General features: G+C 65.8%; 23 protein-coding genes and 1 pseudogene. 10 read left to right on the forward strand and 14 right to left on the reverse strand.

The features are described from left to right. Positions 1-12: 12 nt before the first annotated feature. From hpaE to NH14_RS00690, 6 genes are read left to right on the forward strand one after another with little or no spacing between them, the layout of a single operon-like run. Complete coding sequence (hpaE, locus tag NH14_RS00665; RefSeq protein WP_035530074.1) at positions 13-1470, forward strand: 5-carboxymethyl-2-hydroxymuconate semialdehyde dehydrogenase; 1458 nt, start codon at positions 13-15, stop codon at positions 1468-1470. A 17-nt stretch (positions 1471-1487) separates the two neighbouring features. Then, entirely contained in the window at positions 1488-2351 is an 864-nt protein-coding gene (hpaD, locus tag NH14_RS00670) for a 3,4-dihydroxyphenylacetate 2,3-dioxygenase (RefSeq protein WP_035530272.1), read from the forward strand. Between the two features lie 18 nt (positions 2352-2369). Continuing rightward, a complete protein-coding gene (locus tag NH14_RS00675) occupies positions 2370-2771 on the forward strand; it encodes a 5-carboxymethyl-2-hydroxymuconate Delta-isomerase (RefSeq protein WP_035530072.1) in 402 nt (133 codons plus the stop codon). Positions 2772-2802: 31 nt separating this feature from the next. Beyond that, entirely contained in the window at positions 2803-3606 is an 804-nt protein-coding gene (gene hpaH / locus NH14_RS00680; protein WP_035530069.1) for a 2-oxo-hept-4-ene-1,7-dioate hydratase, read from the forward strand. 39 nt (positions 3607-3645) lie between these two features. After that, positions 3646-4419 carry a class II aldolase/adducin family protein gene (locus NH14_RS00685; protein WP_035530068.1) on the forward strand — a complete coding sequence of 258 codons (774 nt, stop codon included), beginning with the start codon at positions 3646-3648 and terminating at the stop codon, positions 4417-4419. A gap of 3 nt (positions 4420-4422) precedes the next feature. Continuing rightward, positions 4423-5439, forward strand: coding sequence for a 2-dehydropantoate 2-reductase (locus tag NH14_RS00690; RefSeq protein WP_035530065.1), 1017 nt, complete (start codon positions 4423-4425; stop codon positions 5437-5439). Positions 5440-5523: 84 nt separating this feature from the next. On the opposite strand, the gene NH14_RS00695 is transcribed toward NH14_RS00690, so the two are convergent. Continuing rightward, positions 5524-5982 (reverse strand): MFS transporter, encoded by a 459-nt coding sequence (locus NH14_RS00695; RefSeq protein ID WP_152617208.1) that lies wholly within the window; start codon positions 5980-5982, stop codon positions 5524-5526. Positions 5983-6248: 266 nt separating this feature from the next. Between NH14_RS00695 and NH14_RS00700 the strand changes: the two genes are divergently transcribed. Beyond that, complete coding sequence (locus NH14_RS00700) at positions 6249-9011, forward strand: mechanosensitive ion channel family protein (protein ID WP_152617207.1); 2763 nt, start codon at positions 6249-6251, stop codon at positions 9009-9011. Positions 9012-9232: 221 nt separating this feature from the next. Here the strand turns inward: NH14_RS00700 and hutC are convergent, their stop codons facing one another. From hutC to NH14_RS00750, 10 genes are all read right to left on the reverse strand, one after another. Then, complete coding sequence (gene hutC / locus NH14_RS00705; protein WP_084225718.1) at positions 9233-9982, reverse strand: histidine utilization transcriptional repressor HutC; 750 nt, start codon at positions 9980-9982, stop codon at positions 9233-9235. 105 nt (positions 9983-10087) lie between these two features. After that, positions 10088-11713, reverse strand: a complete 1626-nt coding sequence (locus NH14_RS00710) for an HAL/PAL/TAL family ammonia-lyase (protein ID WP_035530061.1) — start codon at positions 11711-11713, stop codon at positions 10088-10090. A 65-nt stretch (positions 11714-11778) separates the two neighbouring features. After that, positions 11779-12570 carry an ABC transporter ATP-binding protein gene (locus NH14_RS00715; RefSeq protein ID WP_035530059.1) on the reverse strand — a complete coding sequence of 264 codons (792 nt, stop codon included), beginning with the start codon at positions 12568-12570 and terminating at the stop codon, positions 11779-11781. A gap of 34 nt (positions 12571-12604) precedes the next feature. Next, positions 12605-13351: an ABC transporter permease gene (locus NH14_RS00720; protein WP_035530057.1), complete on the reverse strand. Its 747-nt coding sequence runs from the start codon at positions 13349-13351 to the stop codon at positions 12605-12607. A gap of 18 nt (positions 13352-13369) precedes the next feature. After that, positions 13370-14092, reverse strand: a complete 723-nt coding sequence (locus NH14_RS00725) for an ABC transporter permease (protein ID WP_035530055.1) — start codon at positions 14090-14092, stop codon at positions 13370-13372. Between the two features lie 79 nt (positions 14093-14171). Continuing rightward, entirely contained in the window at positions 14172-15029 is an 858-nt protein-coding gene (locus NH14_RS00730) for a transporter substrate-binding domain-containing protein (RefSeq protein ID WP_035530054.1), read from the reverse strand. A 395-nt stretch (positions 15030-15424) separates the two neighbouring features. Continuing rightward, positions 15425-16759 carry an ABC transporter ATP-binding protein gene (locus tag NH14_RS00735; protein ID WP_035530052.1) on the reverse strand — a complete coding sequence of 445 codons (1335 nt, stop codon included), beginning with the start codon at positions 16757-16759 and terminating at the stop codon, positions 15425-15427. A 13-nt stretch (positions 16760-16772) separates the two neighbouring features. Then, the gene (locus NH14_RS00740; RefSeq protein WP_035530050.1) at positions 16773-18524 is read right to left on the reverse strand and encodes an ABC transporter permease; all 1752 of its coding nucleotides are present in this window, start codon (positions 18522-18524) and stop codon (positions 16773-16775) included. Between the two features lie 871 nt (positions 18525-19395). Then, positions 19396-19851 (reverse strand): hypothetical protein, encoded by a 456-nt coding sequence (locus NH14_RS00745; protein ID WP_035530267.1) that lies wholly within the window; start codon positions 19849-19851, stop codon positions 19396-19398. Between the two features lie 135 nt (positions 19852-19986). Beyond that, the gene (locus tag NH14_RS00750) at positions 19987-20439 is read right to left on the reverse strand and encodes a zinc-finger-containing protein (protein WP_035530048.1); all 453 of its coding nucleotides are present in this window, start codon (positions 20437-20439) and stop codon (positions 19987-19989) included. A gap of 153 nt (positions 20440-20592) precedes the next feature. On the opposite strand from NH14_RS00750, the gene NH14_RS00755 reads away from it, so the two are divergent. Beyond that, positions 20593-20757 (forward strand): hypothetical protein, encoded by a 165-nt coding sequence (locus NH14_RS00755; protein WP_162531587.1) that lies wholly within the window; start codon positions 20593-20595, stop codon positions 20755-20757. 10 nt (positions 20758-20767) lie between these two features. Here the strand turns inward: NH14_RS00755 and NH14_RS00760 are convergent. Together NH14_RS00760 and NH14_RS00765 are read right to left on the reverse strand one after the other, a co-directional pair. After that, positions 20768-21094: pseudogene (locus tag NH14_RS00760) on the reverse strand (winged helix-turn-helix domain-containing protein). Between the two features lie 97 nt (positions 21095-21191). Beyond that, positions 21192-21620 (reverse strand): TOBE domain-containing protein, encoded by a 429-nt coding sequence (locus NH14_RS00765; RefSeq protein ID WP_035530046.1) that lies wholly within the window; start codon positions 21618-21620, stop codon positions 21192-21194. Between the two features lie 205 nt (positions 21621-21825). Between NH14_RS00765 and NH14_RS00770 the strand changes: the two genes are divergently transcribed. Together NH14_RS00770 and NH14_RS00775 are read left to right on the forward strand one after the other, a co-directional pair. Continuing rightward, positions 21826-22710 (forward strand): extracellular solute-binding protein, encoded by an 885-nt coding sequence (locus NH14_RS00770; protein WP_035530044.1) that lies wholly within the window; start codon positions 21826-21828, stop codon positions 22708-22710. A gap of 10 nt (positions 22711-22720) precedes the next feature. After that, positions 22721-24586 carry an ABC transporter ATP-binding protein/permease gene (locus NH14_RS00775; RefSeq protein WP_035530042.1) on the forward strand — a complete coding sequence of 622 codons (1866 nt, stop codon included), beginning with the start codon at positions 22721-22723 and terminating at the stop codon, positions 24584-24586. A 404-nt stretch (positions 24587-24990) separates the two neighbouring features. Here NH14_RS00775 and NH14_RS00780 read toward each other — a convergent pair whose 3' ends face one another. Then, the gene (locus tag NH14_RS00780; RefSeq protein ID WP_035530041.1) at positions 24991-26013 is read right to left on the reverse strand and encodes a hypothetical protein; all 1023 of its coding nucleotides are present in this window, start codon (positions 26011-26013) and stop codon (positions 24991-24993) included. Positions 26014-26414: the final 401 nt, after the last annotated feature.

Genomic DNA, 26414 nt, shown 5'->3' on the forward strand with positions numbered 1-26414 from the left:
AGCGAGAACGCCATGCGCATCGAACACCTGATCGACGGCCGCGCCCATGCGGGCCGCGACTACTTCGAGACCGTGAACCCCGCGAACCAGCAGGTGCTCGCAGAAGTCGCGCGCGGCGGCGCAGAAGAAGTCGACCTTGCCGTGCGCGCCGCGAAGAACGCCTTTCGAGCGTGGGCCGCGAAGCCGGCAGCGGAGCGCGCGAAACTCGTGCGCAAGCTGGGCGAACTGATTGCGAAGAACGTGCCCGAGATCGCGCAGACGGAAACGCAGGACACGGGCCAGACCATTTCGCAAACGGGCAAGCAACTCGTGCCGCGCGCGGCAGACAACTTCACGTACTTCGCCGAAATGTGCACGGCGGTGGACGGCCACACTTACCCCACCAGCACGCACCTGAACTACACGCTGTTTCATCCCGTGGGCGTGTGCGCGCTCATTTCTCCCTGGAACGTGCCGTTCATGACGGCCACCTGGAAAGTGGCGCCCTGCCTCGCGTTCGGCAATACCGCCGTGCTCAAGATGAGCGAGCTTTCACCGCTTACCGCCGCAATGCTGGGCCAGCTTGCGCTCGAAGCTGGCATTCCCTCTGGCGTGCTGAACATCGTGCACGGTTACGGCAAGGAAACGGGCGAGCCGCTCGTCGCGCACCCCGACGTACGCGCAGTTTCGTTCACGGGATCGACGGCCACGGGCAATCGCATCGTGCAAACTGCGGGCCTCAAAAAATTCTCGATGGAGCTGGGTGGCAAGTCGCCGTTCGTGATCTTCGAGGACGCCGACTTCGAGCGCGCGCTCGATGCCGCCGTGTTCATGATCTTCTCGAACAACGGCGAACGCTGCACGGCGGGCTCGCGCATTCTCGTGCAGCGCTCGATCTACGCGCAGTTCGCCGCGCGCTTCGTCGAACGTGCGAAGCGCATCGCCGTGGGCGACCCGCTCGACGAAAAAACCGTGGTCGGCCCGATGATCAGCCAGGGCCATCTCGCCAAGGTGCGCGGCTATATCGAACTCGGGCCAAAGGAAGGCGCAACGCTCGCGTGTGGCGGGCTAGATGCGCCCGTGCTGCCCGAGGCCCTGAAACAAGGGAATTTCGTGCAGCCCACGGTGTTCGTCGATGTCGATAACCGCATGCGCATCGCGCAGGAAGAGATCTTCGGGCCGGTTGCGTGCCTGATTCCCTTCGACGACGAAGCCGATGCCATCCGTCTCTCGAACGATATTGCCTACGGCCTGTCGAGCTACGTGTGGACCGAAAGCACAGGGCGCGCGCTGCGTGTGGCCGCCGCTATCGAAGCGGGCATGTGCTTCGTGAACAGCCAGAACGTGCGTGATTTGCGCCAGCCGTTTGGCGGCTCGAAGGCTTCGGGCGTGGGCCGCGAAGGCGGTACCTGGAGCTACGAAGTATTTCTCGAACCGAAGAACGTGTGCGTGTCGATGGGCTCGCATCACATTCCACGCTGGGGCGCTTGATCAAGCTGAGGATCGAAATGGGCAAACTCGCGCTGGCCGCCAAGATCACACACGTGCCGTCGATGTACCTCTCCGAGCTCGACGGACCGCACAAGGGCTGCCGTCAGGCCGCCATCGACGGCCACCGCGAAATCGGCCGGCGCTGCCGCGAGCTTGGCGTGGACACGATCGTCGTGTTCGACGTGCACTGGCTCGTGAACAGCGAATATCACATCAACTGCGCGCCGCGTTTCGCGGGCAATTACACGAGCAACGAGCTGCCGCATTTCATCAAGAACATGCCGTACGCGTACCCGGGCAATCCCGCGCTCGGCCATTCGATTGCCGATGTCGCCAATGAAATGAGCGTGAAGAGCCGCGCGCACAGCGAAACCACGCTGGACCTCGAATACGGCACGCTGGTGCCAATGCGCTATATGAATGCCGACCAGCACTTCAAAACGGTGTCCGTGGCGGGCTGGTGCATGTGGCACGACCTCGCCACGAGCGTGCGCTTCGGTCTTGCGGTGCGCCGCGCCATCGAGGAGCGCTACGACGGCACCGTCGCGATTCTCGCGAGCGGTTCGCTGAGCCACCACTTCGCGAACAACGGCACCGCCGAGCAGTTCATGCACAAGGTCTGGGATCCGTTCCTCGAAGCAACGGACCGCCATGTGGTGTCGCTCTGGGAGCGCGGCGACTGGACCACCTTTTGCGGAATGCTGCCGCTCTACGCCGAAAAATGCTGGGGCGAAGGCGGCATGCACGACACCGCGATGCTGCTGGGCGCGCTCGGCTGGGACCGCTACGCAGGCCGCGCCGAAGTCATCACGCCGTATTTCGGCAGCTCCGGCACCGGGCAGATCAACGCGATTTTTCCGGTCACGCCGCTGCCCGTCTGAATTTCGAAGGAGCCTCTCGTGCCGCATCTCACCCTCGAATACAGCGCCAATCTCGCCGACGAAACGAGCATTGGCGAATTGTGCGCCACGCTCGCACACGTGCTCGACGCGCAGCGCGACGCGAACGGCGCACGCGTGTACCCGCGCGGCGGCATCCGCACGCGCGCGCTGCGCTGCAATCAGTACTTCATCGCCGACGGCGACCCGCACAACGCCTTCCTGCACGGCTGCCTGAAGATCGGCGCGGGCCGCTCGCCCGAGGTGCGCCGCGCCACCGGCGACGCGCTCTTCGAAGCCATCAAGCAGCACTTTGCCGTAGCGTTCGCCGCGCATGGGCTCGCGCTTTCGCTGGAAATCGTCGAGTTCGGCGAGGAAGGCGCGTGGAAGCACAACAACCTGCACGCCCGGCTCAAGACCTGAGCGCCCCTAAAAGCAAACCACGGAAATCGCCATGCTGGATCCGCAACTCATTCGCGAGCTGGCCGCGCAGCTCGACGAAGCCGAACGCACGCGCACGCAGTTGCGCCACTTCTCGCGCGCCCATCCGTCGATGACGATCGACGACGGCTATGCGATCCAGCGCGAGTGGGTCAAGCTCAAGCTCGCGGCGGGCTACACGATCAAGGGCCGCAAGATCGGCCTCACGTCGCGCGCGATGCAGCGCGCCTCGCAAATCGACGAGCCCGATTACGCGCCGCTGCTCGACAGCATGTTTATCGAAGCCGGCAGCGATATTCGCGCCGACCGCTTCATCGCGCCGCGCGTGGAAGTGGAGCTCGCTTTCGTGCTGGGCCGTGCGCTGCAAGGGCCGGACGTCACGCTGTTCGACGTGCTCGACGCCACCGCTTACGTCACGCCCGCAATCGAGATCATCGACGCGCGCATCGAGCAGTTCGACCGCGAGACGAAGGCGCCGCGCAAGGTGTTCGACACGATCTCGGACTTCGCAGCGAACGCGGGCGTGGTGCTGGGCGGCCGCCCGGTCAAGCCGCTCGACGTCGACCTGCGCTGGGTCGGCGCGCTGCTCTACAAGAACGGCGCAGTCGAGGAAAGCGGGCTGGCCGCCGCCGTGCTCAATCATCCGGCCACGGGCGTGGCCTGGCTCGCGAACCGGATCGCGCGCCACGACGAACGCCTCGAAGCCGGCGACGTGATTCTGAGCGGCTCGTTCACTGCGCCCATTACCGCGCGCGCGGGCGACACCTTCCATGCCGACTACGGGCCGCTCGGCGGCATCGGCTTCAATTTCGTCTGATATCGTTGCCCTCGCGCCAACTCAATACGGAGACGCCCCATGAGCGCAATACCCGACGATGCGGCTCGCCCCCACTGGTGCGAGCCGCAAGAATGGGCTGCACGCGTGAGGCTCGCGGCCACCTACCGCGTATTTCACCTGATGGGCTGGACCGAGCTGATCTTCAATCACATCACGCTGCGCGTGCCCGGTCCCGCGAAGCATTTCCTGATCAATCCGTTCGGCCTCGCGTATGACGAGATCAAGGCGTCGAACCTCGTGAAGGTCGATCTGGACGGCCAGATCCTGAGCCCCAGCGACTATCCGGTCAACCCGGCCGGCTTCGTGATCCACAGTGCGATTCACGCCCACGTGGAAGACGCGCATTGCGTGATGCACACGCACACCACGGCGGGACTTGCCGTCGCGTGCATGGAAAGCGGCCTCGCGTACACGAACTTTTATTCGGCGCAATTGCACGGCATGGTGGCTTACCACGACTTCGAAGGCATCACCGTGCACGACGAAGAAAAGCCGCGGCTGTTGAAATCGATGGGCGACCGCCGCCTGCTGATCCTGCGCAATCACGGCCTGCTCGCCCACGGCACGAGCCTCGCGCACGCATTCGTGCTGCTCTGGACGCTCAATCGCGCGTGCGAGATCCAGTGCGTCACCGACTCGATGCGCGGCCAGACCATTCCCATCGACCCGGCCATTACCGCGCGCTCCACGCGCGACGCGCTGCAATTCTCGCCCGCGCATGGCGCGGGCGAGAATGTGCTCGCGGCGCTGATCCGCCGCGTGGATCGCATCGACCCTTCTTACAAGGAGTAAACCGTGAATGCCCCGCAACGCACCATCACGGTAGTGGGCGCCGGCGCGATTGGCGGCCTCATTGCGGCACGGCTCGCGCGCGCAGATAACAGCGCACAAATCAACGTGCTCGCGCGCGGCGCGCATCTCGATGCCATCCGCCGCGACGGCCTCACGATACTCGAAGAAGATTCGCGCTATACGGCCCGCGTGCACGCCACCGACAACGCCGCCGCGCTCGGCGCTCAGGACATCGTGTTCGTCTGCCTCAAGGGCCAGGCGCTGGTGCAGGCCGCCGCCTCGCTTGCGCCGCTCGTCGGTCCGCACACGCACATCGTCTCGGCGATGAACGGCGTGCCGTGGTGGTTCCTCGCCGAGTTCGGCGGCGCGCACGACGCGAGCGACGACCGTCACCTCGAATCCGTCGATCCTGGCGGCGCGGTGTCGGCGGCGCTGCCGCCCGCGCAAGCGTCGGGCTGCGTGGTGCATCTCTCGTCGTCGATTGCGGGGCCTGGCGTGATCCGCAAAGGCCGGGGCAATCTGCTGATCGTGGGCGGCGCTTCGCAGCGCACGCCGGCGCGCGCCAAGGAAGCGTGCGCGCTGCTCGCACAAGCGGGCTTCGAAGTGCAGGCCACCGGGCAGATCCAGCATGAAATCTGGGCCAAGCTCTGGGGCAACATGACGATGAACCCCATCAGCGCGCTCACGCGTTCGACCGCCGACGTGATCCTCGACGACCCGCTGACCGCGAGCCTCGTGAAAGCGGTCATGGCTGAAGCGCGCGCGATAGGCGAGGCATTCGGCATCGGCCTTGCCATGACCATCGAAGAGCGCAACGCCATCACGCGCAAGCTGGGCGCGTTCAAGACCTCCATGCTGCAAGACGTGGAAGCGGGCCGCTCGCTCGAAGTGGAGGCGCTGCTGGGCGCGCCCTATGAACTCGCGCAGCGCGCGGGTGTGGCCGCGCCGGCGCTCGGCATGCTCTACGGTCTCGCGCGCCAACTCGACGCGAATCTGGAAGCGGCGCGCAGAGCCGGATAGAACACGGCCCTCAATCCTCCAGCGGCTTGCCGGTGAGGTCGCGAATGAATGGCAGTGTGAGGCACGAAAGCGCCACGCACACCATCACGTACCAGGCGGGCGCATGCAGGTCGCCCGTGAGCTTGATGAGCCACGTGGAGATGGCCTGCGCGAAGCCGCCGAAGATCGCCACGCCGACACGCTATAGACGATGGCCATGCCCGTCGCGCGCACCGCGCGCGGGAACATTTCGGGCAGCATCGTGATGGCGGGCGCGGCCTGCAACGCGAGCAGCACGCTCAGGCCGCCCACGGTGATGAGCAGGCGCGCCGCATCCGGTCCGCTGGACAGCCACTGGAACGCCGGCCAGATCAGCACGACCACGGCGAGGCGCGGCCAGAACACCAGCGCGCGCCGGCTGATGCGGTCGGAAAGCAGCCCCGCGAGCGGCCCGACCACGAAGGTCACCACACCGGACACGAGGCCCGCCAGCAGCAGTGTCGCGCAACGGTAGCACTGGGCGCATCTCCTGCGCCACTGATCAAAACCCGCAACGCCGCCCAATTGGTGGGGATCTCGCGGACCTGGCTGTTAGTTGCGATATCCCCGATCAGCGAAGCGTCACCACTCGAATCTGAATCAGCGTTGATTGACTTCGGCAAAACCGTCACGCACTACATCCGGCTGCATCGAGCTTGAAACGCCGCGACGCAGCGCATACTCTGGGTCCTCATGCCGCGCGTGCCGTCGCGTCAATGACCGGCCCCGCGAATTCGGGGCACGAAACTTGCTGACGCACAGCGATCCGGATTCGATATCGCACTCCTCCCATGCCCAGGACGTCTCTTTCCTCCCGCTTACAGTCGCGTGCCGCGCAGTGCCGCAACACGCTAATTGCCGCCTTCGTGTGCACGTTGCTGCTTGCCCTGCCCTGGGCCGCGCCGTGCAGCGCGGCGGCGCCCGCCGCCGCGTCCACGACGAACCCCGCCGCGCCGGTCGTGCTGACGCCCGCGCAAGCGAACGCGGCATTGCGGGTGCTCGACGATCCAGTTCAGCGCGCGCACGTGACGGACACGCTGCGCGCGATCGCCGCTGCGGGCGCGCTCGCCACGCCGGCTTCGGCCCCCACGGCGGCTCCGGCGGGCGCGAGCGAAGCATCGGCATCGGCGGCCAGCAGCGCTGCGGCGTCCACGCCGCTCGCGAACGCGCTGCGCTCGAATGGCCTCGTGCTGCAAATCGCCGACGGCGCCGCGCGCGGCGTGCAGGCCGTCGGCCAGCGATTGCTGAGCGCGCGCGCGGCGCTCTTCAACGTTGCGTCCGCACGCGACTGGTGGAGTACCCGCCTCGGCACGCCACAAGGCCACGCGATGCTGCTCTCGCTGATGCGCGTGCTGCTGCTCACGCTCGTGCCGGCGCTCGCGATCGAGGCGATCCTGCGCCGCGTGATCAGCAAGCCGCGCCGTGCGATCGTCGAGCATGCGGCGCTCGCACAGGATGCGGACGAGGCGCGAGGCACGAACGGCGGCCCGGCGGCGGATTCGAATGCCGCAGATGCGCCAGCTACTACGGATTCCTCACCTTCAGCGCCTGAAGCAGCCAGCGTGCAGCCAGCAGAAACCGATCAGGCGACCCTGCGCGCCGCTGCCGGCATGACGCCGGCCGCCGCGCCCCCCGGCACGGACGCCACCACTGACACCAGCCTCGACGAGCACGCCAGCGCACGAGCCAGCGCCCTCGCCGCCGAAGCCGACAACGCCTCCGGGCAGCGCATCGCCTCGCTCGCGCGCGAAACGCGCCACCGCATCCGCAGCGCGCAGCACTGGCGCCTGCTCAAACGCCTGCCCTGGGCGCTGCTCGTTGCCGTGCTCGAACTCGTGCCCGTGATCGCATTCGGGCTGTGCGCCGCCGGCGTGCTCTCGCTCATGAACCCCGCGGACGCCGCACCAGCCGCCGCCGTCGGTCAAATCGTCGACACGTGGGTGGTCTGCCGCACCATCATCGTCATCGGCAACATGCTCTTTGCGCCCGACGCCGACGCCCTGCGGCTCATGCCGCTCTCCGGCACCTGGGCCGAATTCGCGCAGCGCTGGGTCGAACGCATCGTCGTGATCGGCGGCGTGGGCGGCGCGCTCGGCGGCGCGGTGCCGCTCGGCATGACCGAGGACACGCATCTCGCCCTGCTCAAGCTCGTCATCCTGTTCGCGCACGTAGCGCTCGCGGTGGCGATTCTGCAATGCCGCCAGCCGGTGGCCGCGGCCATCCGCAAGTCGGCCGCCGAACGCAGCTCGTTCGCGTATCTCGTGCACTGGTTCGCCGACATCTGGGCCGCCGCGGCCGTCTTCGTCGTCATGGCGCTGTGGTTCGTCTGGGCGCTCGACCTGCGCGGCGGCTACCGCGAACTCATGCGCGCCGGCGGCATCTCGCTCGCCGTGCTGCTCGCCGCGCGCGTGGTAGCCATCGTCTCGCTCGGCGCGCTTGGCCGCATGTTCGACCCGAACGGCAACAGCGAGAACATGACGATCGCGCAGCGCCGCGCGTATCGCTACTACCCGGCGCTGCGGCGCGTCGTGACCGCCGTGCTGTGGATCGCCACGCTCGACATCCTGCTGCGCGTCTGGGGCCTGCATCCGGGCCGTCTTATCACGAACGCACCCATCGGACACCTGATCGGCTCCGCGCTGCTGACGATCGCCATCGCCATCGCCGTGGCCATCGTGATCTGGGAAGCCGCGAACGGCGCGGCCGAGCGGCGCCTGAACGCGTGGACCGATGCCGGCGACTTCGTGCGCGCGGCGCGCCTGCGCACGCTGCTGCCGATGTTCCGCACCATGCTGTTCGTCGCGATCCTCGTGGTGGTCGGGCTCACGGCGCTCTCGCAGCTCGGCGTGAACACCGCTCCGTTGATCGCGGGCGCGAGCATCTTCGGCGTCGCGCTGGGCTTCGGCTCGCAAAAGCTCGTGCAGGACTTCATCACCGGCATCTTCCTGCTCACCGAGAACGCCATGCAGGTGGGCGACTGGGTTACGGTCGCGGGCGTCTCGGGCACGGTCGAGTTTCTCTCGATCCGCACGGTGCGTTTGCGCGGCGGCGACGGTTCGCTTTACACCGTGCCGTTTAGTTCGGTGACGACCGTGAACAACACGAATCGCGGCATCGGCAACGCAGCGGTGAAGGTGCTGATCGCGCATGGCGCGGACTTGCAGCGCGCCATCGACACGCTCAAGGAAATCGGCGCGGAGATTCGCAACGACGAGGCATACAAGAACGGCATTCTCAGCGACTTCGCGTACTGGGGCGTGGATCAGGTGGATGGGGCGAGCGTGACGCTGGTGGGGCAGATGCAGTGCAAGGACTCGGCGCGATGGGGCGTGCAGCGCGAGTTCAATCGACGCGTGCTGGCGCGGTTCACGGAGCGCGGTATCGAGCTCGCGAATCCGCAGCGCAGCTTCTTGATTGGACGCGCGAGCGGGAGCGATGTCGAAGGGCGCATGTATGGGGATGGCCAGCGTGCCGCGAGTGACGATGACGACGATAGCGATAGCGATCGCGCTGCGGGGCGATCGCGCGGTGAGGTGCGTGGGAAGCCGAATTGATGTTTGCCTGGGGCGGTGCGCGGGTTGCGGATGTTGGGCTCACCTTTGTGTTGCCTGGCGAGAGATCCCGAAAATGCTCACCTTTAACGGCTTGGAGCACTCGCCGCGCGTCCCGCGCGCGGCGGAGTTTTCTGTGTAATCAATGACCTGGGTGTGGGGTGAGGAAGCGAGGCCGGGACTTCATCACGGGTCCCGGAGAAGCTCACCTTTGTGTGCGAGGTTTACACCGTGCCCGCCAGATGAAAGCGCGACGCGGGATGCCAGAGCTGCACCGAAGTGGCCACCGCGTCGCCGACCCACGTACGGCGCTCGACCATGAGACACGGCTCGCCGATTTCCATGTCGAGATGACCGCGGATATAAACGTCGGGCTTGCGTGCATAAATGCGGAACGCCGCCCGCTGAATGGGAGCAAGCCGCACCATGTATTGATTCGGCGTTTCGAGCTTGAAATCCTGCTCGAGGTAGTGCGGAAAGAGCGCCGGGTTCACGTAACGGTCTTCGTACTGGATGGGCTCTTCCTCGTCGAAATGCACGATGCGCGAATGGAACACCGGACCGGTCGCGAGGTCCAGTGCGGCGAGCGCCGCCTCGTCGCCGCTCGCGTCCAGCGTCAACACTTGCGCCGCGTGGCGATGGCCGCGCGCCGCGATTTCGTCTGCGATATTGCGGATTTCGAGCACCGTCGACTCATAGTCGCGCGGCGCGACGAAAGTGCCGGAGCCTTGCACGCGCTTGAGTACGCCATCGTTCGTGAGTTCGCGCAGCGCCCGCGACACGGTCATGCGCGCCACGCCGAATTCCTTCACCAGCATCGTCTCGGAGGGGATCGCGTCACCGGTCTTCCAGGTGCCGTTCGCGACGCGCTCCATCACGTAGCGCTTGATCTGCTCGTACGGCGCCGCCACCTTGCGTATCCGGACGTCCGGCCCAAGCTCGTCCGCGGTGCGCGCTGAAGCATCGATGTTCATTCTTTGTCTGGCTCCTTCGGCGGATTCATGCAATGGCGCAGCTCCCGTATTCAGCCGACGGGGGCATCCACGAGCGCTCGCGATGTCGTTGTGTTTCCCCTCGCCTCAGTGGCCCACCGCGCCCGGCATTTCCTCATTGGCCGAGGCGTGCGTGCCCGGTGTCGCCACGCCTTGCAGCGGCGGCTGTAACGCGCAGGACGCCAGGGGCTCCGGCGTGCAAGGCGCGGCTTGCGGATCGGGCAGCGGAGGCGGGCTGCCGCCGGCGATCATGCGAAACGCCACCGACATGTCGCCGGCGAGCGGCCGGTCGTCGCGATACGTTGGCACGACGCTGCGAATCTGCCCGTACAGCGTTTGCGTGTAATCCGCCCGCACGGCCGCCACGGGCTGCAGATCGTATGCCTGAGCGGCGGCGAGCAGTTCTATGCCCAGAATCCGGCTGCTATTTTCGATCACGGCCAGCGCCTTGAGCGCGGCCGGCGTGGCATGGCACAGATGATCCTCCTGGAGGCCCGATGTGACGCCGCCATCGAGGCTCGCCGGCGCGGCATCGCGCCGGTTCTGCGCGACCAGCGAAGCGGCCGTGTACTGCGCGATCATGAAGCCGGAATGTGTGCCGCCCGGATAGGCGAGGAACGCGGGCAGGCCACTCACGAGCGGGTTGACGAGCCGGTCGAGACGGCGCTCCGCCATCGCCGCAACCTGAGCGACGGCGGTGGCGAGGCTATCCATCGCAAGCGCAATAGACGCGCCCACGGCGTGAGCCTGCGAGAACACGCGTGGTGCGTCGGGCGTTCCGTCGACGATGGGGTTATCCGTCGTCGACGCCAGTTCGCGGTTCACAACCTCCTCCGTGGCGGCCAATACGTCGCGCGCGGCGCCATGCACGTGCGGAATGGTGCGCATGCTGAGCGGATCCTGGGTGCGGCGCCCGAGCGCTGCCGCGAGGAGGCCGCTTTGCGCGAGCGCCGCACGCATGCGCGCGCCCACGCGGGCAAGCCCGGGCGAGACACGAAACGCGAGCGACTGCGCATCGAATGCCGCTATCTGGCCGCCAAGATTTTCGAAGCTCATCGCGGCCACCGCATCGGCCCAGTCGAGCAGGCGCTGCGCGCGCTCCAGCGCCAGCGCGGCGAGGCCCGTCACGCAAGGCGTGCCGTTCACCAGGCTCAAACCTTCCTTCGCTTCGAGCGCGAGCGGCGCGAGCCCAAGGCGTTCGAGCGCCTCGGCGCCGCCCAAACGCTCGCCGCGCCAGCGCACGTGACCCGCGCCCACGCACACGAGCGCGATATGCGCCATATGGCTCAGATAGCCCACCGAGCCGAAGGCCGGCACTTCGGGCAGGCAATCGGCTTCGAGCAACGCGGCGAGTTGCGCGACGATCTCGACGCGCACGCCCGAACCGCCATGTGCGTAGTTGTTGATCGCGGCAGCCATGATCGCGCGGGTCTCCTCCTTGCCAAGCGGAGCGCCCACGCCCACTGCATGACTCATGAGGATGTTGTGCGACAACTCATGTTGCTGAGCGGGAGACACCACTACGTCGCAAAGCGCGCCTACGCCCGTGTTCACGCCATAGGCGCGAATGCCGCGTGCAACTATCTGTTCGACGATGGCGCGCGCGCCGCGAATGCGCGCCTCGGTCCCGGGCGAAAGCTGCAAGGGCGCGCCCGCCGCGACGGCGGCAATCTCACGCCAGACGAGCGGAGCTTCGGAACGGATGACTGTCATGTCGATCTCTGCGGAAAGCCAAGGTTATGTGCCGGCCCGTGGCACACGCCAGGGGCCGCACTCGATCAGTGTGCGTTTCTGTCCTGGTGGCTGGACACGAACTGGCGGAAGCGTTCGGACTTCAGCTCGCCGAAGACTTCCTGAGGGGTGCCATCCGCATCGACACGCCCCTGGTGCAAAAACATCACGCGATTGGACACGTGCTTCGCAAAGCCCATCTCATGCGTGACAACGAGCATCGTGCGGCCTTCTTCGGCGAGTGCGCGCATCACGCGAAGCACTTCGCCCACAAGCTCGGGATCGAGCGCCGAGGTCGGCTCGTCGAAGAGCATGACCTTCGGATGCATGGCGAGCGCACGGGCGATCGCGACGCGCTGCTGCTGGCCGCCCGAGAGGTGCGCCGGGTAGTGGCCGCGCTTGTCGGCGAGACCCACTTTCGCGAGCAGCGCTTCGGCTTCTTCCGCCGCTTCGGCGCGGCTGCGCTTGAGCACGCGCATCGGCCCTTCAACCAGGTTCTCCATCACGGTCATATGCGACCACAGATTGAAGTTCTGAAACACCATGCCAAGGCGCGAGCGCACGCGGTCCACCTGACGGCGATCCTCGGGCTGCAGCTTGCCGTCGCGGCGGCGCTTCATCTTCAGCGTCTCGCCTTCCAGCTCGACGGTGCCGTCATCGGGCATCTCCAGCAGGTTCAGGCAGCGCAGAAACGTGCTCTTGCCCGAGCCGCTCGCGCCAAGAATCGAAATGACGTCGCCCTGATGGGCGTCGAGCGAGATGCCCTTGAGCACATGGTGATCGCCGAAGGACTTGTGAATGTTCTTGACGGACAGGGCGACCGGTGCGGCTGCATTCATGAGTAACTCCTGATAAGGCGGGTATGGCTGCCGGTCACGAGGCGGCGCGATGGGATTCGAGTGTCGTCAGCTTGCGCGCGGGCACGCTGGGCGCTGGACCCAGATGGCGCGAGAGGCGCTTTTCGACGAGACCGATGAGACGCACGACGAAGAAGTTCAGCGCGAGGTAAATCAGCGCGGCACAGGTGAACACCTCCGTGGTCCGATAGGTCTGCTGGATGATCTGCTGGGCGACGCCCGTGACTTCCCAAACCGTAACGAGGCTCGCAAGCGCCGTGGACTTCACGAGCAATACGGCTTCGGTCGAATAGGCGGGCAAGCACTGGCGCAGTGCGATGGGGCCGATCACCCGGCGCAGCAGCGCGATGCCGGACAGACCGATCGAATAACCGGCCTCGATCTGGCCCACCGGCACGGCCATCAGGCCGCCGCGAATGATCTCCGCCGTATAGCCGGCCGTGCACAGTGCAAGCGAGAGCACGGCGCACACGTAGGGTTCGCGCAGCACCGGCCACAGGAAACTCTCGCGTATCACGCCGAACTGGCCAAGCCCGTAGTAGACGAGAAACATCTGGATCAATAGCGGCGAGCCGCGGAACACGAGGATGTAAGCTCGCGCGAAGCGATTGGGCAACCAGCGCGGCGAGACGCGCATGGCCACGATCACCAGCGAGAGCAAGCCACCCAGCACCAGCGAAGCGAAGAACAGTCCGAGCGTGACCGGCACCGCAGCAATGAGCTGGCGCAGCGTATCGAAGAGAAAATCGAAGTCGATTTGCATGTCAGAACCGCCGTAACGTCAATTGCGCGCGAAATTGCGCTTGAAGGATCGGCCGACATGCGCTTCCGCACGGCCGAAGATGCGGTTCGACACTCCCGTCATCGCGAGGTACAGCGCGCCGCCCACGACGAAGAAAAGGAAATACTGATGCGTCGATCCGGCGGCCACCTGACTCGCGCGCAGGAGCTCTGCAAGACCCGTCACGGAAATCAGTGCGGAGTCCTTGAGACTGAGCTGCCACACGTTGCCGATGCCCGGCAGCGCAAAGCGCAGCACTTGCGGAATGAGGATGCGGCGCGCCATGGTAAGCGCAGGCATGCCGACCGCGCGCGCGGCTTCGAGCTCGCCGCGCGAAACAGCCAGCACCGCTGCGCGATAGACCTCGGCCTGGTAGGCCCCGGAAATCAGGCCCACGGCAACCGCGCCGACCGCAAAAGGCGGCACGCCTACAAAACCGTCCGCGCCGAACCACTGCCCCACACTCGTCACGAGCGCAGACCCACCGAAGTAGAAGAGATAGATGACGAGCAATTCGGGCACGCCGCGAAACACCGTGGTGTAGCAATCGCCGATCACGCGCAGGACGCGCAGCCGCGAAAGCTTCGCCGCCGCGACGAGTCCACCGGCCACAGCACCAATCGCAAGCGCCGCGAGCGTGAGCACGACCGTCATGGCCGCGCCCAACAGGAGCACGCTGCCCCAGCCTTCCGATCCAAAGCCGAGCATTTCGAACATAGACATGATGACTACCTCAAGCAAACCAGACGAGGCTGGCTAAACTGGCCTTGCCCGCGGTGCGGGCAAGGGGGCCGGGAAGCGCTCAGGGCGTCACATCCGTCTTGAACCACTTGATCGCGAGCTTCTTGATCGTGCCATCGGCCTGAGCGGCAACAATCGCGGTATCGAACTTCGCTTTCAGGTCGGCATCCTGCTTGCGGAACGCGAGCCCTTCGCCGGGACCCCAGATCGGTCCGGCGATTTGCGGGCCCGCCATGACGATGGAGGCGTTGGACTTGTTGTCGTTGGCGGCGTAGTAGGTGACGTCGTCGAACGAGGCGTCGATGCGGCCGTTCGCGAGATCGAGATCGCGCTGCGGCGCCGACTTGTAGACGCGAATGGATGCGACTTCCTTGAAGTTGTCGTTCACAAAGCGCGTATAAATCGTGCCCGACTGCAGGCCGATGGTCTTGCCCTTGAGCGCCTTGCGCAGCGCGTCGATGGCCGGCAGGTTGCTGCGCGCATCGGTATCGAGCTTCACCGGGCTCGCGCCGGGCGCGGTCTTCGGCAGGATCTTCGTGTCGGTCACGGCAAACGTGGCGGGAGTAGCCGCATAGGGCTTGGAGAAGGCGAGGATCTTTTCGCGGTCAGGAGTGATCGAGATGGCATCCATCAGGACATCGAATTTCCCGGCCTGGAGCCCGGGAATCATGCCGTCCCAATCCTGCGTGACGAGATTGCACTGGAGTTGTGCGCGCGCACAAAGATTGGCGACCAGTTCCGGCTCGAAGCCACCAAGCTTGCCGCCCGGCAACGTGAGGTTCCATGGCGCGTAACTACCGTCGAGCGCAATCGTCACTGTTTTCCACTCTTTCGCGCCAGCGCCGCCGCTCCCCAGCAGCGCAGCGCCGATTGCCACTCCAATCAAGGACTTGACCAGTCTGGTGTACTTCGCCTGCATGTCGATACTCCTTAGTCGTGCCGTCGGGATCCTGGATGGGCAGCCTCGCCACCCACCACATTGTCTAGACAAGCTTGCGGGAGCAAAAAACCGAACGCAAGCAATTTCAATTAAAAACCGGGCAATCCAGGGAATATCCTGGGCATAGGGGCTGGAAGCGCCACCACATGGGCTTTGCGCGCAGCAAAGAAGCACAGGGCATGCCTTCGAATGGGGGACAGCCAAGCGGACAACGGTGCGGCGACACTTTGCACCGCCACCGAGTTGCCTAGTTAATTTACCTGTGCGGCGCGATGCAAGCGTGCGCCGTCGTTGTCCCCGGCGAAACAGCCTCCACAAAACAAAACCGGGGCTCAAGGCCCCGGTCCAATCTCGCTATATGGCGCTAGCGCGCATCACCCCTCAACATCCTCAAGACTAAAAATCTCCGACTGATCGTTATACGAAAAGATCTCGCCATACCGTCCCCAATCGATCACGGTATCGAGCGTTTCTTCGGCCGCCACATCAGAGAGAAAGTCCTCGAGCTCCTGCTCGAACCGCACGCGCGGCGCGCGGTGCCCCGGACGCTCGTTGAGCACCTTCTTGATACGCGCCGCGAGCGGCACATTACGCAGCAAATGGTCGGCGAACATCAGCTTGCGCGCCTGCGTGCCCATCTCCGCGAACACGCGCGCGGGCGGCGTGAGCAGCAGGTCACCGTCGCGCACATCGGCGAAACCCAACTGTTGCAGCACCTCGGCAATCGGAAACAAATCGTCCACTTCGAGATGCAGCGAACGCGCGATCTCGGGCATGTCGGCGCGGCCGTGATACGGCGCGGCCGCCAGCGTCTCGATCAAGCCCGCCATCAGGTTCGTCGAAACGTCGGGCAAACGGCTGCCCACTTCAAGGCGCCGTTGCGAAGCTTCGGCCGCTTCGCGCGCGGTCATCTTCGCGTAGATCTCGTCGACGAGCTTGCGGAACGCCGGGTCCAGGCGGTTGCGCGGGTGCTTGAACGGCACCTTGATCTCGGCCACCACGCGCCCCGGATTCGACGACAACACCAGAATGCGGTCGCACATGAACACCGCTTCTTCGATGTTATGCGTGACGATCAGCATCGACTTGATCGGCATGCGGCCTTGCGTCCACAAGTCGAGCAAATCGGTGCGCAGCGTTTCGGCGGTCAGCACGTCGAGCGCGGAGAACGGTTCGTCCATCAACAGCAACGCCGGGTCCACCACGAGCGCGCGCGCAAAACCCACGCGCTGGCGCATGCCGCCCGATAGCTCGCGCGGGTAGGCGTTTTCGAAGCCGTCCAGACCGATCAGGTCGATGGCGGCCAGCGCGCGCTCGCGGCGCTCGCGCGCGCCCACGCCCTGCGCTTCGAGGCCCGCTTCCACGTTCTGCAGCACCGTGAGCCACGGGAACAGCGCGAAGGTCTGGAACACCATCGATACGCCTTCGGCCGGCCCTTCGAGCGGCTTGCCAAGCCAGTTCACTTCGCCCGACGTGGCCTCGATCAGGCCGGAGATGATGCGCAGCAACGTGGACTTGCCCGAGCCGGAGCGGCCGAGCAGCCCGACGATTTCGCCTTCGCGCAGCGAGAGATTGACGTCGTCGAGCACGAGACGCTCGTCGTCCTTCTTCGCGAAGCCGCGCGATACGTGCTTCACGGCGAGCACTTCCTGGCCCGGCACGGGACGCATCGGCAGCAGGTCGGATGAGACGATTCTGGGATTCAGCATGATTTACTCCATCTCAATCGAGCCGCAGCCGGGACTCGGCGAACGTGTACATCGGACGCCAGAGCACGCGGTTGAACAGCGTAACGAACAGGGACATCATCGCGATGCCCAGAATGATCTTCGGGAAGTCGCCGGCGGCGGTCATCTGCGCGATATACGCGCCCAGGCCGTGCGCCTGGAGCTTCGTGTCGCCCCACTGCACGAACTCGGCCACGATGCTCGCATTCCACGCGCCGCCCGAGGCGGTAATCGCACCCGTGACGTAGTACGGGAAGATGCCCGGCAGCATCGCCTGCCGCCACCATTGCCAGCCGCGGATGCGGAAGTTCTTGGCCGCTTCCTTGTAATCGTTCGGATACGCCGTGGCGCCCGCGATCACGTTGAAGAGGATGTACCACTGCGTGCCGAGCACGATCAGCGGCGAGAGCCAGATGTCCGGGTTCAGGTGGAAGCGCACGATCACGATCACGAACACCGGGAACAGCAGATTCGCCGGAAACGCCGCGAGAAACTGCGCGAGCGGCTGCACCTTTTCGGCGAGCGCCGGACGCAGGCCGATCAGCACGCCGAGCGGCACCCAGATCACCGAAGCAATCGCGATCAGCAACACCACGCGTAACAGCGTAATGAGGCCAAGCACGAACACATGGCCGACTTCGTCGAGCGTGACGCCGGTGCGCACGAACGCGACCACGCGCCAGACCACGTAAGCGGTGAGCGCGATCACGAACACGGCCCAGAGGATGTCACCTACGCGCGAGCGCTTCGTGAGCACCGCGCTTGCCGCAGGCATGGCCTTCGGCAGCCGGAAGCGAATCGGCACGCGCGCGAGCGTGGCCAGCAAAAAGCCCATCGGCACGAGCAGTCGATGAATCAGATGCGTGCGGCGGATCAGGTCGAGCAGCCACGACTCGGGCGCGTCGCCCGATGCGGTGTTTTCCATGCGGAACTTGTCGGCCCACGCCACCAGCGGGCGGAACAGGAACTGGTCGTAGGCCAGGATCACCACCGTCATCGTGAGAATCACCCAGCCCACCGCGTGCAGGTTCTTCTCCGTGATCGCCTGCGCCAGGTACGCGCCAATGCCCGGCAGCGTAATCGTGTTGTTGCCCACCGTGATCGCTTCGGAAGCCACCACGAAGAACCAGCCGCCCGACATCGACATCATCATGTTCCAGATGAGGCCCGGCATCGAGAACGGCACTTCGAGCTTCCAGAAACGCTGCCAGCCCGTGAGATGGAAACCGCGCGAGACTTCATCGAGGTCGCGCGGCACCGTGCGCAGCGACTGGTAGAAGCTGAACGTCATGTTCCAGGCCTGGCTCGTGAAGATCGCGAAGATCGCCGCGAGTTCCGCGCCCAGCACGCGCGAGGGAAACAGCGCGAGGAAGAACGTAACGGTGAACGAGATATAGCCGAGCACCGGAACCGACTGCAGGATGTCGAGGATCGGCACCAGCACCTGGCCCGCGCGCCGGCTCTTGGCCGCGAGCGTGCCGTAGACCAGCGTGAACGTGAGCGAGGCGACCATGGCCGCGAGCATGCGCAGCGTCGTGCGCATGGCGTACTCGGGCAGGTTGGCCGGGTCGAGCGAGATCGCCTGCGTCTTGAGCGTGGCGATGGGCGCCATGGTCTCGTGAAAGCCCACCACGGCCATCGCGATCAAACAGATGATCAGCGGGAACGCCACGAAGTCCCAGCGATTGGGCAGCACGCGCCACGCCGAGGCGTTGGCCGTGCGGTTCAGGTTGAATCTGAACTCCATCAGCAGCCTCCCGGGGCGAATAACAGGTTGAACTGATTCATGTCTTGAAGCACCAGCGTTTCTGGATGTTGCTGCTTATTTCGGCTTATTGCGGCTTGTTTGCTGCTAATTGGCTCTTATACAGCCCTTGCGCGCCACAACACCCGTGCGCGCCAGTCCGGCCAGCGCGCGGCGAGTCCCGAATGGCGGCAAGGCAAAGCGGCTGGCGCGCGCTGGCGGGCGCCGGTCGCATCGGCCTGGGCCATGCGCAACGCAAGTGGCGGCCCGTGCGCTGCGCGGCGTCGGCCGACTGCCGATGCGCGCAATGAACGGACCGTGCCGCGAGCGAAATTCGCTCACGGCGCGATGTCGGCCTTGCGCGGCGCGTGACAAAAACGCGGCTGCGCCGGGTCGACGCTAATTAGAGTGCACGAGGATTACTGCGAGACGCGCACCATCTGCCTGGCTGGCAAGACGGCGGCTGAAAGAAAGGGAGCGCGGACGTCGTGCCGGTCAGGCAGCGAAACTATTCGAAGATCGACAACTGCTACTGTCCAAGGCGTCAGCCCCTTTTGTTAAGACGGGCGAATTTTAGTCACGCCCACTGCCGGAAGTCAACACGATTCGCGCCGCCCGTCAAATCTCGTGCCAATGCCGCCACACGGCCACCGCACGGCCATTCCGCCGGCATCACCGTGACTCGGGGTGAGGCACCGGACACCTCTGCTCTTATCCGGCCCTGTTTGGAGGCGATACGTAAGTTATTGCAGTCTCGTGGCCGTGGTTCATGGGGACTGACGATTGAGAAGGGCCGGACAAATGATTCAGGCGGATCGGCCGGCCGCCTCGCAGACGCACCGCAACCGGCGTGCCCGTCTGAGTACCGCCCGTGTCAGGCTTGCTTGCGCATCGGGTGCCTGGAATCGCCCGCGCGCATGCGCTCCAGCCGTTCGCTGGCCTCGGCCAGCACCCAGAACGGCGCGCTCTGCAGCTGCTGATCGTAGACGCCCACGATCGCCTTGACCGCCTCGAACTCCGGCTCTTCCAGCCGCCATACACTCTCGGCCGCGCCGCGCGCGAAGCACGCGAGGATCGCCTCGTCGGCGCAACGGACCTGCTCGGGCGTCAGCACGCCGTAGCCCGCGCCGGCGATCGATTGCGCGAGCACGTGCGCATGCAGGAGCGCCTGCGCGTCGTGCTGTGCGCCGCCCGCGCGCAGCGAAGCGAGCGCCAGATGCAGTTGCAGCGCGAGTTCGTCAGCGCTCGCGCGCGGCATCGGCAGCAACTCGGCCTTTTGGCGCCGGGCGCGGGTGGTCTTGTGCTGCGGAAAGGGGATCGTCTTGGCCATGTCGCCCATCGGTATCGATTCAGGTGCGTTTACAGGTGCACTTCCAGGTTCATTAACGGCACGCAGCGGCCAAGGTTGAGCGCCGTCGCTCAAGATCGATATAGCAGCGAGTGACAGCCCGGCGCCCTGCCCGAGCTAGCGCGCGTCGTCGGGCGTGCGGCGCGCGGCCATGAAGGCTTCCACGTGGCGGATGGCCGCCTCGCACTGTTCGAGCGTCAGGTGGTGGATCGACGGATTCGGCAATTCGAAGCCGAGTTCCCCGGCCACCCAGCGCAACGCGCGGCCGCGCGCCTCGAAGACATTCACCTTGTCGCGCCGCACCTTGGCGGCCACGAGCGGTTCCAGCGCGTCGTGCAAGCGGCTCTTGGCGTCGCGCAACGCGGCGTTGGCGAGCCGCCCGAGCGGCACGTTGCGCGTGCTGCGCGCGGGCACGCCAATCCACGCCTCACAGGCCGCGCAGACCCAGAGCGGGCCGTGATCGTCACGGTACGGATAGGCTTCGTCGCCATAACGGGCGAGCAGCGCCTTTGCGCCGCAGTAATCGCACAGCGGCTGCGGCAGCGCCTTGACCGGGCGGCCTACGCGCATGCGCGGCTCCCTCGGGCGAAATTCGATGGTTCCATAAACTTGCTTGATTCAGTGATTGCCGGGCGGACGCGAAAAGAAACCTGAACGCGCCCATCGGCAAAAGGATACCGGGAACCACTGTCAGCGGCACCCTGGCCGGATGGCCCAGGCCGGATGGCCACGCTCAAGCGCGTGTGCGAGCGGCACCAGGTGAGCTGGCACCCGCTGCGCACCGCAAGGCTCGCGAGTCTTGTCGAATTGACGATGCGGCTGCACGAGAACGCCGCGCCCGCACTGGCGGCGCTGCCCGTCTCGCGGTTCTGCCTGCGCCACGGTTAGACAGCGGGCATCAGCTTTTGACGAGCTTCTTCAGCGCCTCGATTTCGGGTGCGCAGGCGGCGGCGGCGGCTCGCGCCTCGATGCCGCGATAGAGCCGGATGATCTCTTCGCCCACGGGCGTGAGCGTGCTGCCTCCGCCGCTTTGTCCGCCATGTTCGGACACGGTGGCCGGCGATGCGAGCGCGCGATTGAGTTCGTCCATGAGAAGCCACGCACGCCGTTACGACATGTTCAGGCTGCGCGCCGCCGCCGAAATCGAGCCCTGCTCGCGCACCGCCTCCAGCAGTTGCACCTTGCCGGGCCCGAGCGCGATGGTGCCGTCATGAATGACACGCATGCGAAAACGCACGTCAGGCGCGCTGCGCGGCGTTGGCGTGGCGGCCTCGGTCTGAACTTTTTTTGGGGGGACATGGGCGCAAGCAAACGCCAGTCGATCAGGCATCCACGCCCACGATCACGCTCGACGCCTTGAAGAGCGCCGCAGCCGGCTTGCCCGCTGCCAAACCGAGGCGGTCCACGCTGTCGTTCGTGACGATGGCCGCGATCTGCGCGCCGCTCGCCGCCGCGATCACGACCTCGGCGTTCACTGCGCCCCTCGTGACCGACGCGACGGTGCCCGCGACGACGTTGCGCGTGGAGACCTTGCTGGCGTCGCCATCCACCATCACGATCACTGACGAAGCCTTCACGAGCGCAAACGCGTTCTTGCCGGCCGCGAGGCCCAGCGAAGCGGCGCTGCCATGCGTGATGATGGCGACGATCTCGAGACCGCCGTCGACGCGCAGCGTGACTTCGTCGTTGACTGCGCCGGCCTTGACCGCGGCGATCTGGCCGGAGAAGTGATTGCGAGCGCTGGTACGCATGAGAGCCTTCCTATAAGCGATGAAATTGACCGACGTAAGCGCCGTCGCGGCGCGCGCCGGTGCGAGTCCGAATGCAGGGCCTAGTGTAGCGGCGCGGCCCGACCATGCACAGGCGTTATCGGGAACATTGCCCATGTGGCCAGGTGCATGAAACTGTCGGGCCGGCGTAATATATGCACCTTTATAACGCTACGGGGTAGAAAAGATGATCCGCAAGCTGATTGCGTCCGTCGTGATGATGTCCGGCGTGCTCGCCGCGAGCACGGGCGCATTAGCGGCCGACAACGGCGACGTCAACGTGCTCTATGCGGGCTCGCTCGTGAACCTGATGGAAAAGAGCGTGGGGCCGGCGTTCGAGAAGGAAACAGGCCTGCACTTCAAGGGTTACGCAGCCGGCTCGAACAAGATCGCCAATGAAGTGAAGGGCAAGCTGCGCCGTGGCGACGTGTTTATCAGCGCGAGCCCGAAGGTCAACGCGAACCTCATGGGCGACTCGAATGGCAATCATGTTTCGTGGTATGTGAATTTCGCCGAGTCGCCGCTCATGATCGGCTACAACCCAAAGAGCCGCTTCGCCGCCGACTTCAAGACGAAGAAGTGGGATGCCGTGCTGCGTGAGCCGGGCATCCGCCTTGGCCGCACCGATCCCAAGCTTGACCCGAAAGGCGCGTTCACCGTCGAACTCATGACGAAGGCGGCCCAGGCGTACAACCAGCCCGACCTCGTCGAGAAAACGCTTGGCACGCCGGAGAATCCCGCTCAAGTGTTGCCCGAGGAAACGCTCGTGGGCCGTCTGCAGTCGGGCCAGCTCGACGCGGGCTTCTTTTACTCGACCGAAACGTCGGACCTGAAGATTCCGTCGATCCATCCCGCGCCCGAGCTGGGGATCAAGGCGAGCTACACGCTCACGATTTTGAATGACGCGCCCAATGGCGCGGGCGCCGCACGCTTCGTCAACTTCCTGCTGAGCGCCGAAGGCCGCAAGCTGCTCGCCGAACACGGCGTGGACATCAAGAAGCCCGCGGTCAACGGCAACGCCCAGGGCATTCCGTCGTCGGTGCAGGCCGTGATCGACGCCGCACAGCAATGACGCCGCAATCATGACTCGACCCGCTGAACCGGCGCAAAGCACCGCAAGGCCGCTCTGGTGGCTCGGCGCGTTGCTCGCTGTGTATCTGTGCGCGCCGTTTTTCGCCAGCATTCCGCAGATCGGCCAGGCGGACTGGGCCGGCGTCGACTGGCGCACCATGGGGTCGGCGGTCGGCGTGTCGGTGGCGAGCGCGAGCGTCGCCGCGCTCGTCATCCTCGTGGGCGGCGTGCCGCTCGGCTATTGGCTAGCGCGTTCGCGCTCGCGCGGCGTCGCGCTGCTCGGCTTCGTCGTGCAATTGCCGCTCGCGCTGCCGCCGCTCACGAGCGGCGTGCTGCTGCTGTTTCTGATCGGCCCGTATAGCGGCCTCGGCCAGCTCTTCAACGGCGCGCTCACCGACTCCTTCACGGGCATCGTGCTCGCCGAGACCTTCGTGGCCGCGCCATTCCTGGTCGTGGCGGCACGCTCGGCATTCGCCGCCGTCGATCCGGTCCACGACGACGTGGCCGCCACGCTCGGCCATCGCGCCGCGAGCCGCTTCTTTCGCATCACGCTGCCGATCGCCTGGCCCGCCATCCGCGCGGGGCTCGCGCTCGCATGGCTGCGCGCGTTCGGCGAATTCGGCGCAACGGTGATGGTCGCCTATCACCCGTACTCACTGCCGGTCTACACCTATGTGGTGTTCGGCGGCCAGGGGCTGCCCGCGATGATGCCGCTGCTGCTGCCGACGCTTGGCATCGCGATCGTCTGCGCGGTGCTCTCGGTCTATAGCCGTGGCACGCGCGCCACGCTCGCGGTGAGCACCGACAACAGCGATGAGCTCACCGCATTCACGCCCGCCGCCGCGGCAACGAATACGAACGACTTGCGGCTCGCGTTCGCGGCGCAGCGGCGCCTCGGCGCGTTCACGCTCGACGTCGCCTGGCAGCCGCGCACGCGGCGGCTCGCGATCATCGGGCCTTCGGGCTCGGGCAAGTCGCTCGCGCTGCGCATCGTCGCGGGTCTCGAGCGCAACGATGCGGGCTTCGTCTCGCTCGGCGCGACCGACATTGGCGCGTTGCCGCCCGAAGGCCGGCAGATCGGCTACATGCCGCAAGACTACGGCCTCTTTCCGCACCTGACGGTGGCGCAGCAACTGGCGTTTCCCGTCGATGCCGACGCCGCCAGCGCGCGCTACTGGCTCGCGCATCTGGGCCTCGATACGCTCACGCAACGCCTGCCGCGCCAGCTTTCGTTCGGCCAGCGCCAGCGCGTGGCGCTCGCGCGCGCGCTCACGCGGCACACTCAGTTGCTGCTGTTCGACGAGCCATTCGCCGCGCTCGACACGCCGCGCCGGCGCCGCTTGCAGCAAACGCTGCGCGCCCTGCAGCGCGAGGTCAGCGCGGTCACCGTGATCGTCACGCACGACCCCGACGAAGCCGCCCTGCTCGCCGACGAAGTGCTCGTGATCGAGCATGGCCGCACGCTGCAGGCCGGTCCCGTCGACGAGGTGTTCGCACGGCCCGCCTCGCCGCGAGTGGCCGAATTGCTCGGACTGCACAACATCGGCACGGGCATCGTGCTCGATTCGGGCGAGATCGAAACGGCGGGCGGCCTGCGCCTGCCGTACCGGAGCGCTTACGACGACGCACGGTTCGCCACGGGCGCGCGCGTGATGTGGCGCGTGGCGCCGCGCGCGCTGTGCGCGACGCCGAATGGTTCGCTCGAAGGCCGTCTCGCGGGCGTCTCGCTGCGCCACGGCGACCGCTACGTCGCGCTCGAACTGGCCGGGGAGACCTTCGACATCCCCGCCGACGACGCGGCGCTCCCGCATGCCGGCGCGCTGCGCTTCGAGATCGACCCTGCGGGTGTGAGCGCGTGGCCCGCCGTGCACTCCTGAAAAGCCTCACCTTTCCGTGTTATCGGGATTTCTGCCGCATCGTGTCGGGCGTATCGGCGCGCCGCGGAAAGCCTTGTTTTCCAGTGTTTTCAAAGTTTTCTGCCTGAACGGTTAGTGTCTCGAAGCAACCGCGCGCACCGCTCCTGAATAACCTCACCTTTGGCGTTCGGGCGCGGCTTCGGCTATCGTGCCAGAGAACGGTTCGCATCGCTTAACCTGGGACTACCAGGAATTTTCTGCCGCGATTCGGCCTGGAATTGCGTTATTTGTTGCGCAAACGGCTCGTCTCGGTGAGCGGTCCCGAAGCGTCGCGCTTCACCTGACATCCACGCGGGCCCGCGCGCTCTTGACTGCGCACCACTCCCGAAAACGCTCACCTTTCATTCAACCACGCCGACTTCGGCTCAAATTACGAAGCGGCTATCTCCGTCCAATAGCAACGGCCGCGGCATGAGGTCCGCGCGCGCGAAGCGGATCAGCGAGAAAGCGCGCACGCCCTGCGGGCTCGCCGGCAAATGCGCGAGCGGAAACTCGATCTGCGCACCGCCGCCCGGCGCGTCGTGCTCGATCAGAACGTTCATCGGGCTCAGCCGCACCTGCTTCATCTCGACGTTCGCGTGCTGCGCGGGATGCGCGAGGACATCGCAAATCACGCCCAGTTCGTGCTCGAGCGCGTCCGTCTTCAAGCCAAGCTCCGCGAGCGCCTGCTCGTTCGCTTCGATCTGCGTCTGCAGGTGCGCGAGCTCCGCGGCGTTCGCGACCGCACGCTCGCCCACCATCTTCTGCGTGCCCGCGCCCTGGCGCGTGAGCAGCTGGCGGCGCGTGCGCAACAGCGCGCGCTCCTGCTCCAGCGCATCGCGGCGCGACTCGTCGGCGCCAATCTGCGCGAGTCCTTCGAGCGCAATCTGCTCAACTACGCGCTGCACGATCTGCTCGCGCAGGTCCGCTTCGGATTCGCCGCATACGCGCACCTGATGGTCGTCGAAGCTCAGCGTGGTCTGGGCAACGTCGGTATGCACGTGGTCGCCGTGCTGCGCGACGCCGAGGCTGCGGCGCTCGGCCATCGCCATGCCCAGCACGGCCCATGCTTCGTTCGCGAGCGGATGGCTCTCGAACCACGCATGCAGCTCGGGCGAGCGGCTCAGCACCGGCGCGACCTCGTCGGGCGCGGCGAAGAACGCGTGGATATAGGGATCGGCAAGCCAGTTCGCGGCGCTCGCCTCGCACGCGGGCGGCAGGCGCTCGACGATTTCGCGCACGTACGCGACCGACTGCGCGAGCGCGGGACATAGCCGCTCACGATAGTCGCGCGCGAGTTTCAGCGAAGGGCTGAGCACGATCAGCCGCTCGACGAGTGCGCGTGTTTGCTCGGTTTCCTGCACCGGCGTCGCGCGTTTGCGCGGCCAAAGTCGATCGAAAAAGCCCATGTTGCCACTCCATAGCGCTGCGCCGATGGCGCGTTTCGCGAGTCACTATACCGTGCGCGGCTCACACATCGATGACAGGCTGCCACGCCGGGCGACTCCCGAAAATGCTCACCTTTGCAAATCGACGCCAGACGCTTTCGTGAAAAAAATCTGCGAAGCAACTTAAATACGGCAGGTAAAAAGCGGCTTTTTGCACTGCTCAGTGAATATCCGCTCCCGCAGACACTCACCTTTGCCATTCCCGGGCATCGCAGCCCGGTTGTCGGCGATGTTTCCGGCGTTTGCCGCAAGCGCCCCCGAAAATGCTCACCTTTGAAACCGGCGCACTCAAATCCGCTCCCGAATTTCCTCACCTTTGAGTTCGTTACGCAGTTCGAAAGCCCCCCCTATTTCATTCGGAT

It is taken from the genome of Paraburkholderia sacchari (genome assembly GCF_000785435.2).
GTDB lineage: Bacteria > Pseudomonadota > Gammaproteobacteria > Burkholderiales > Burkholderiaceae > Paraburkholderia > Paraburkholderia sacchari.

Excerpts from the sequence above, each read along its gene's own strand:
- hpaH (WP_035530069.1), top strand. The coding sequence starts at position 2,803 with ATGCTGGATCCGCAACTCATTCGCGAGCTGGCCGCGCAGCTCGACGAA.
- NH14_RS00735 (WP_035530052.1), bottom strand. The coding sequence starts at position 16,759 with ATGCTGAATCCCAGAATCGTCTCATCCGACCTGCTGCCGATGCGTCCC.
- NH14_RS00710 (WP_035530061.1), bottom strand. The coding sequence starts at position 11,713 with ATGACAGTCATCCGTTCCGAAGCTCCGCTCGTCTGGCGTGAGATTGCC.
- NH14_RS00700 (WP_152617207.1), top strand. The coding sequence starts at position 6,249 with ATGCCCAGGACGTCTCTTTCCTCCCGCTTACAGTCGCGTGCCGCGCAG.
- NH14_RS00770 (WP_035530044.1), top strand. The coding sequence starts at position 21,826 with ATGATCCGCAAGCTGATTGCGTCCGTCGTGATGATGTCCGGCGTGCTC.
- NH14_RS00780 (WP_035530041.1), bottom strand. The coding sequence starts at position 26,013 with ATGGGCTTTTTCGATCGACTTTGGCCGCGCAAACGCGCGACGCCGGTG.
- NH14_RS00775 (WP_035530042.1), top strand. The coding sequence starts at position 22,721 with ATGACTCGACCCGCTGAACCGGCGCAAAGCACCGCAAGGCCGCTCTGG.
- hutC (WP_084225718.1), bottom strand. The coding sequence starts at position 9,982 with ATGAACATCGATGCTTCAGCGCGCACCGCGGACGAGCTTGGGCCGGAC.
- NH14_RS00750 (WP_035530048.1), bottom strand. The coding sequence starts at position 20,439 with ATGCGCGTAGGCCGCCCGGTCAAGGCGCTGCCGCAGCCGCTGTGCGAT.
- hpaE (WP_035530074.1), top strand. The coding sequence starts at position 13 with ATGCGCATCGAACACCTGATCGACGGCCGCGCCCATGCGGGCCGCGAC.
- NH14_RS00765 (WP_035530046.1), bottom strand. The coding sequence starts at position 21,620 with ATGCGTACCAGCGCTCGCAATCACTTCTCCGGCCAGATCGCCGCGGTC.
- NH14_RS00715 (WP_035530059.1), bottom strand. The coding sequence starts at position 12,570 with ATGAATGCAGCCGCACCGGTCGCCCTGTCCGTCAAGAACATTCACAAG.
- NH14_RS00720 (WP_035530057.1), bottom strand. The coding sequence starts at position 13,351 with ATGCAAATCGACTTCGATTTTCTCTTCGATACGCTGCGCCAGCTCATT.
- hpaD (WP_035530272.1), top strand. The coding sequence starts at position 1,488 with ATGGGCAAACTCGCGCTGGCCGCCAAGATCACACACGTGCCGTCGATG.
- NH14_RS00685 (WP_035530068.1), top strand. The coding sequence starts at position 3,646 with ATGAGCGCAATACCCGACGATGCGGCTCGCCCCCACTGGTGCGAGCCG.
- NH14_RS00730 (WP_035530054.1), bottom strand. The coding sequence starts at position 15,029 with ATGCAGGCGAAGTACACCAGACTGGTCAAGTCCTTGATTGGAGTGGCA.
- NH14_RS00725 (WP_035530055.1), bottom strand. The coding sequence starts at position 14,092 with ATGTCTATGTTCGAAATGCTCGGCTTTGGATCGGAAGGCTGGGGCAGC.
- NH14_RS00755 (WP_162531587.1), top strand. The coding sequence starts at position 20,593 with ATGGCCACGCTCAAGCGCGTGTGCGAGCGGCACCAGGTGAGCTGGCAC.
- NH14_RS00740 (WP_035530050.1), bottom strand. The coding sequence starts at position 18,524 with ATGGAGTTCAGATTCAACCTGAACCGCACGGCCAACGCCTCGGCGTGG.
- NH14_RS00745 (WP_035530267.1), bottom strand. The coding sequence starts at position 19,851 with ATGGCCAAGACGATCCCCTTTCCGCAGCACAAGACCACCCGCGCCCGG.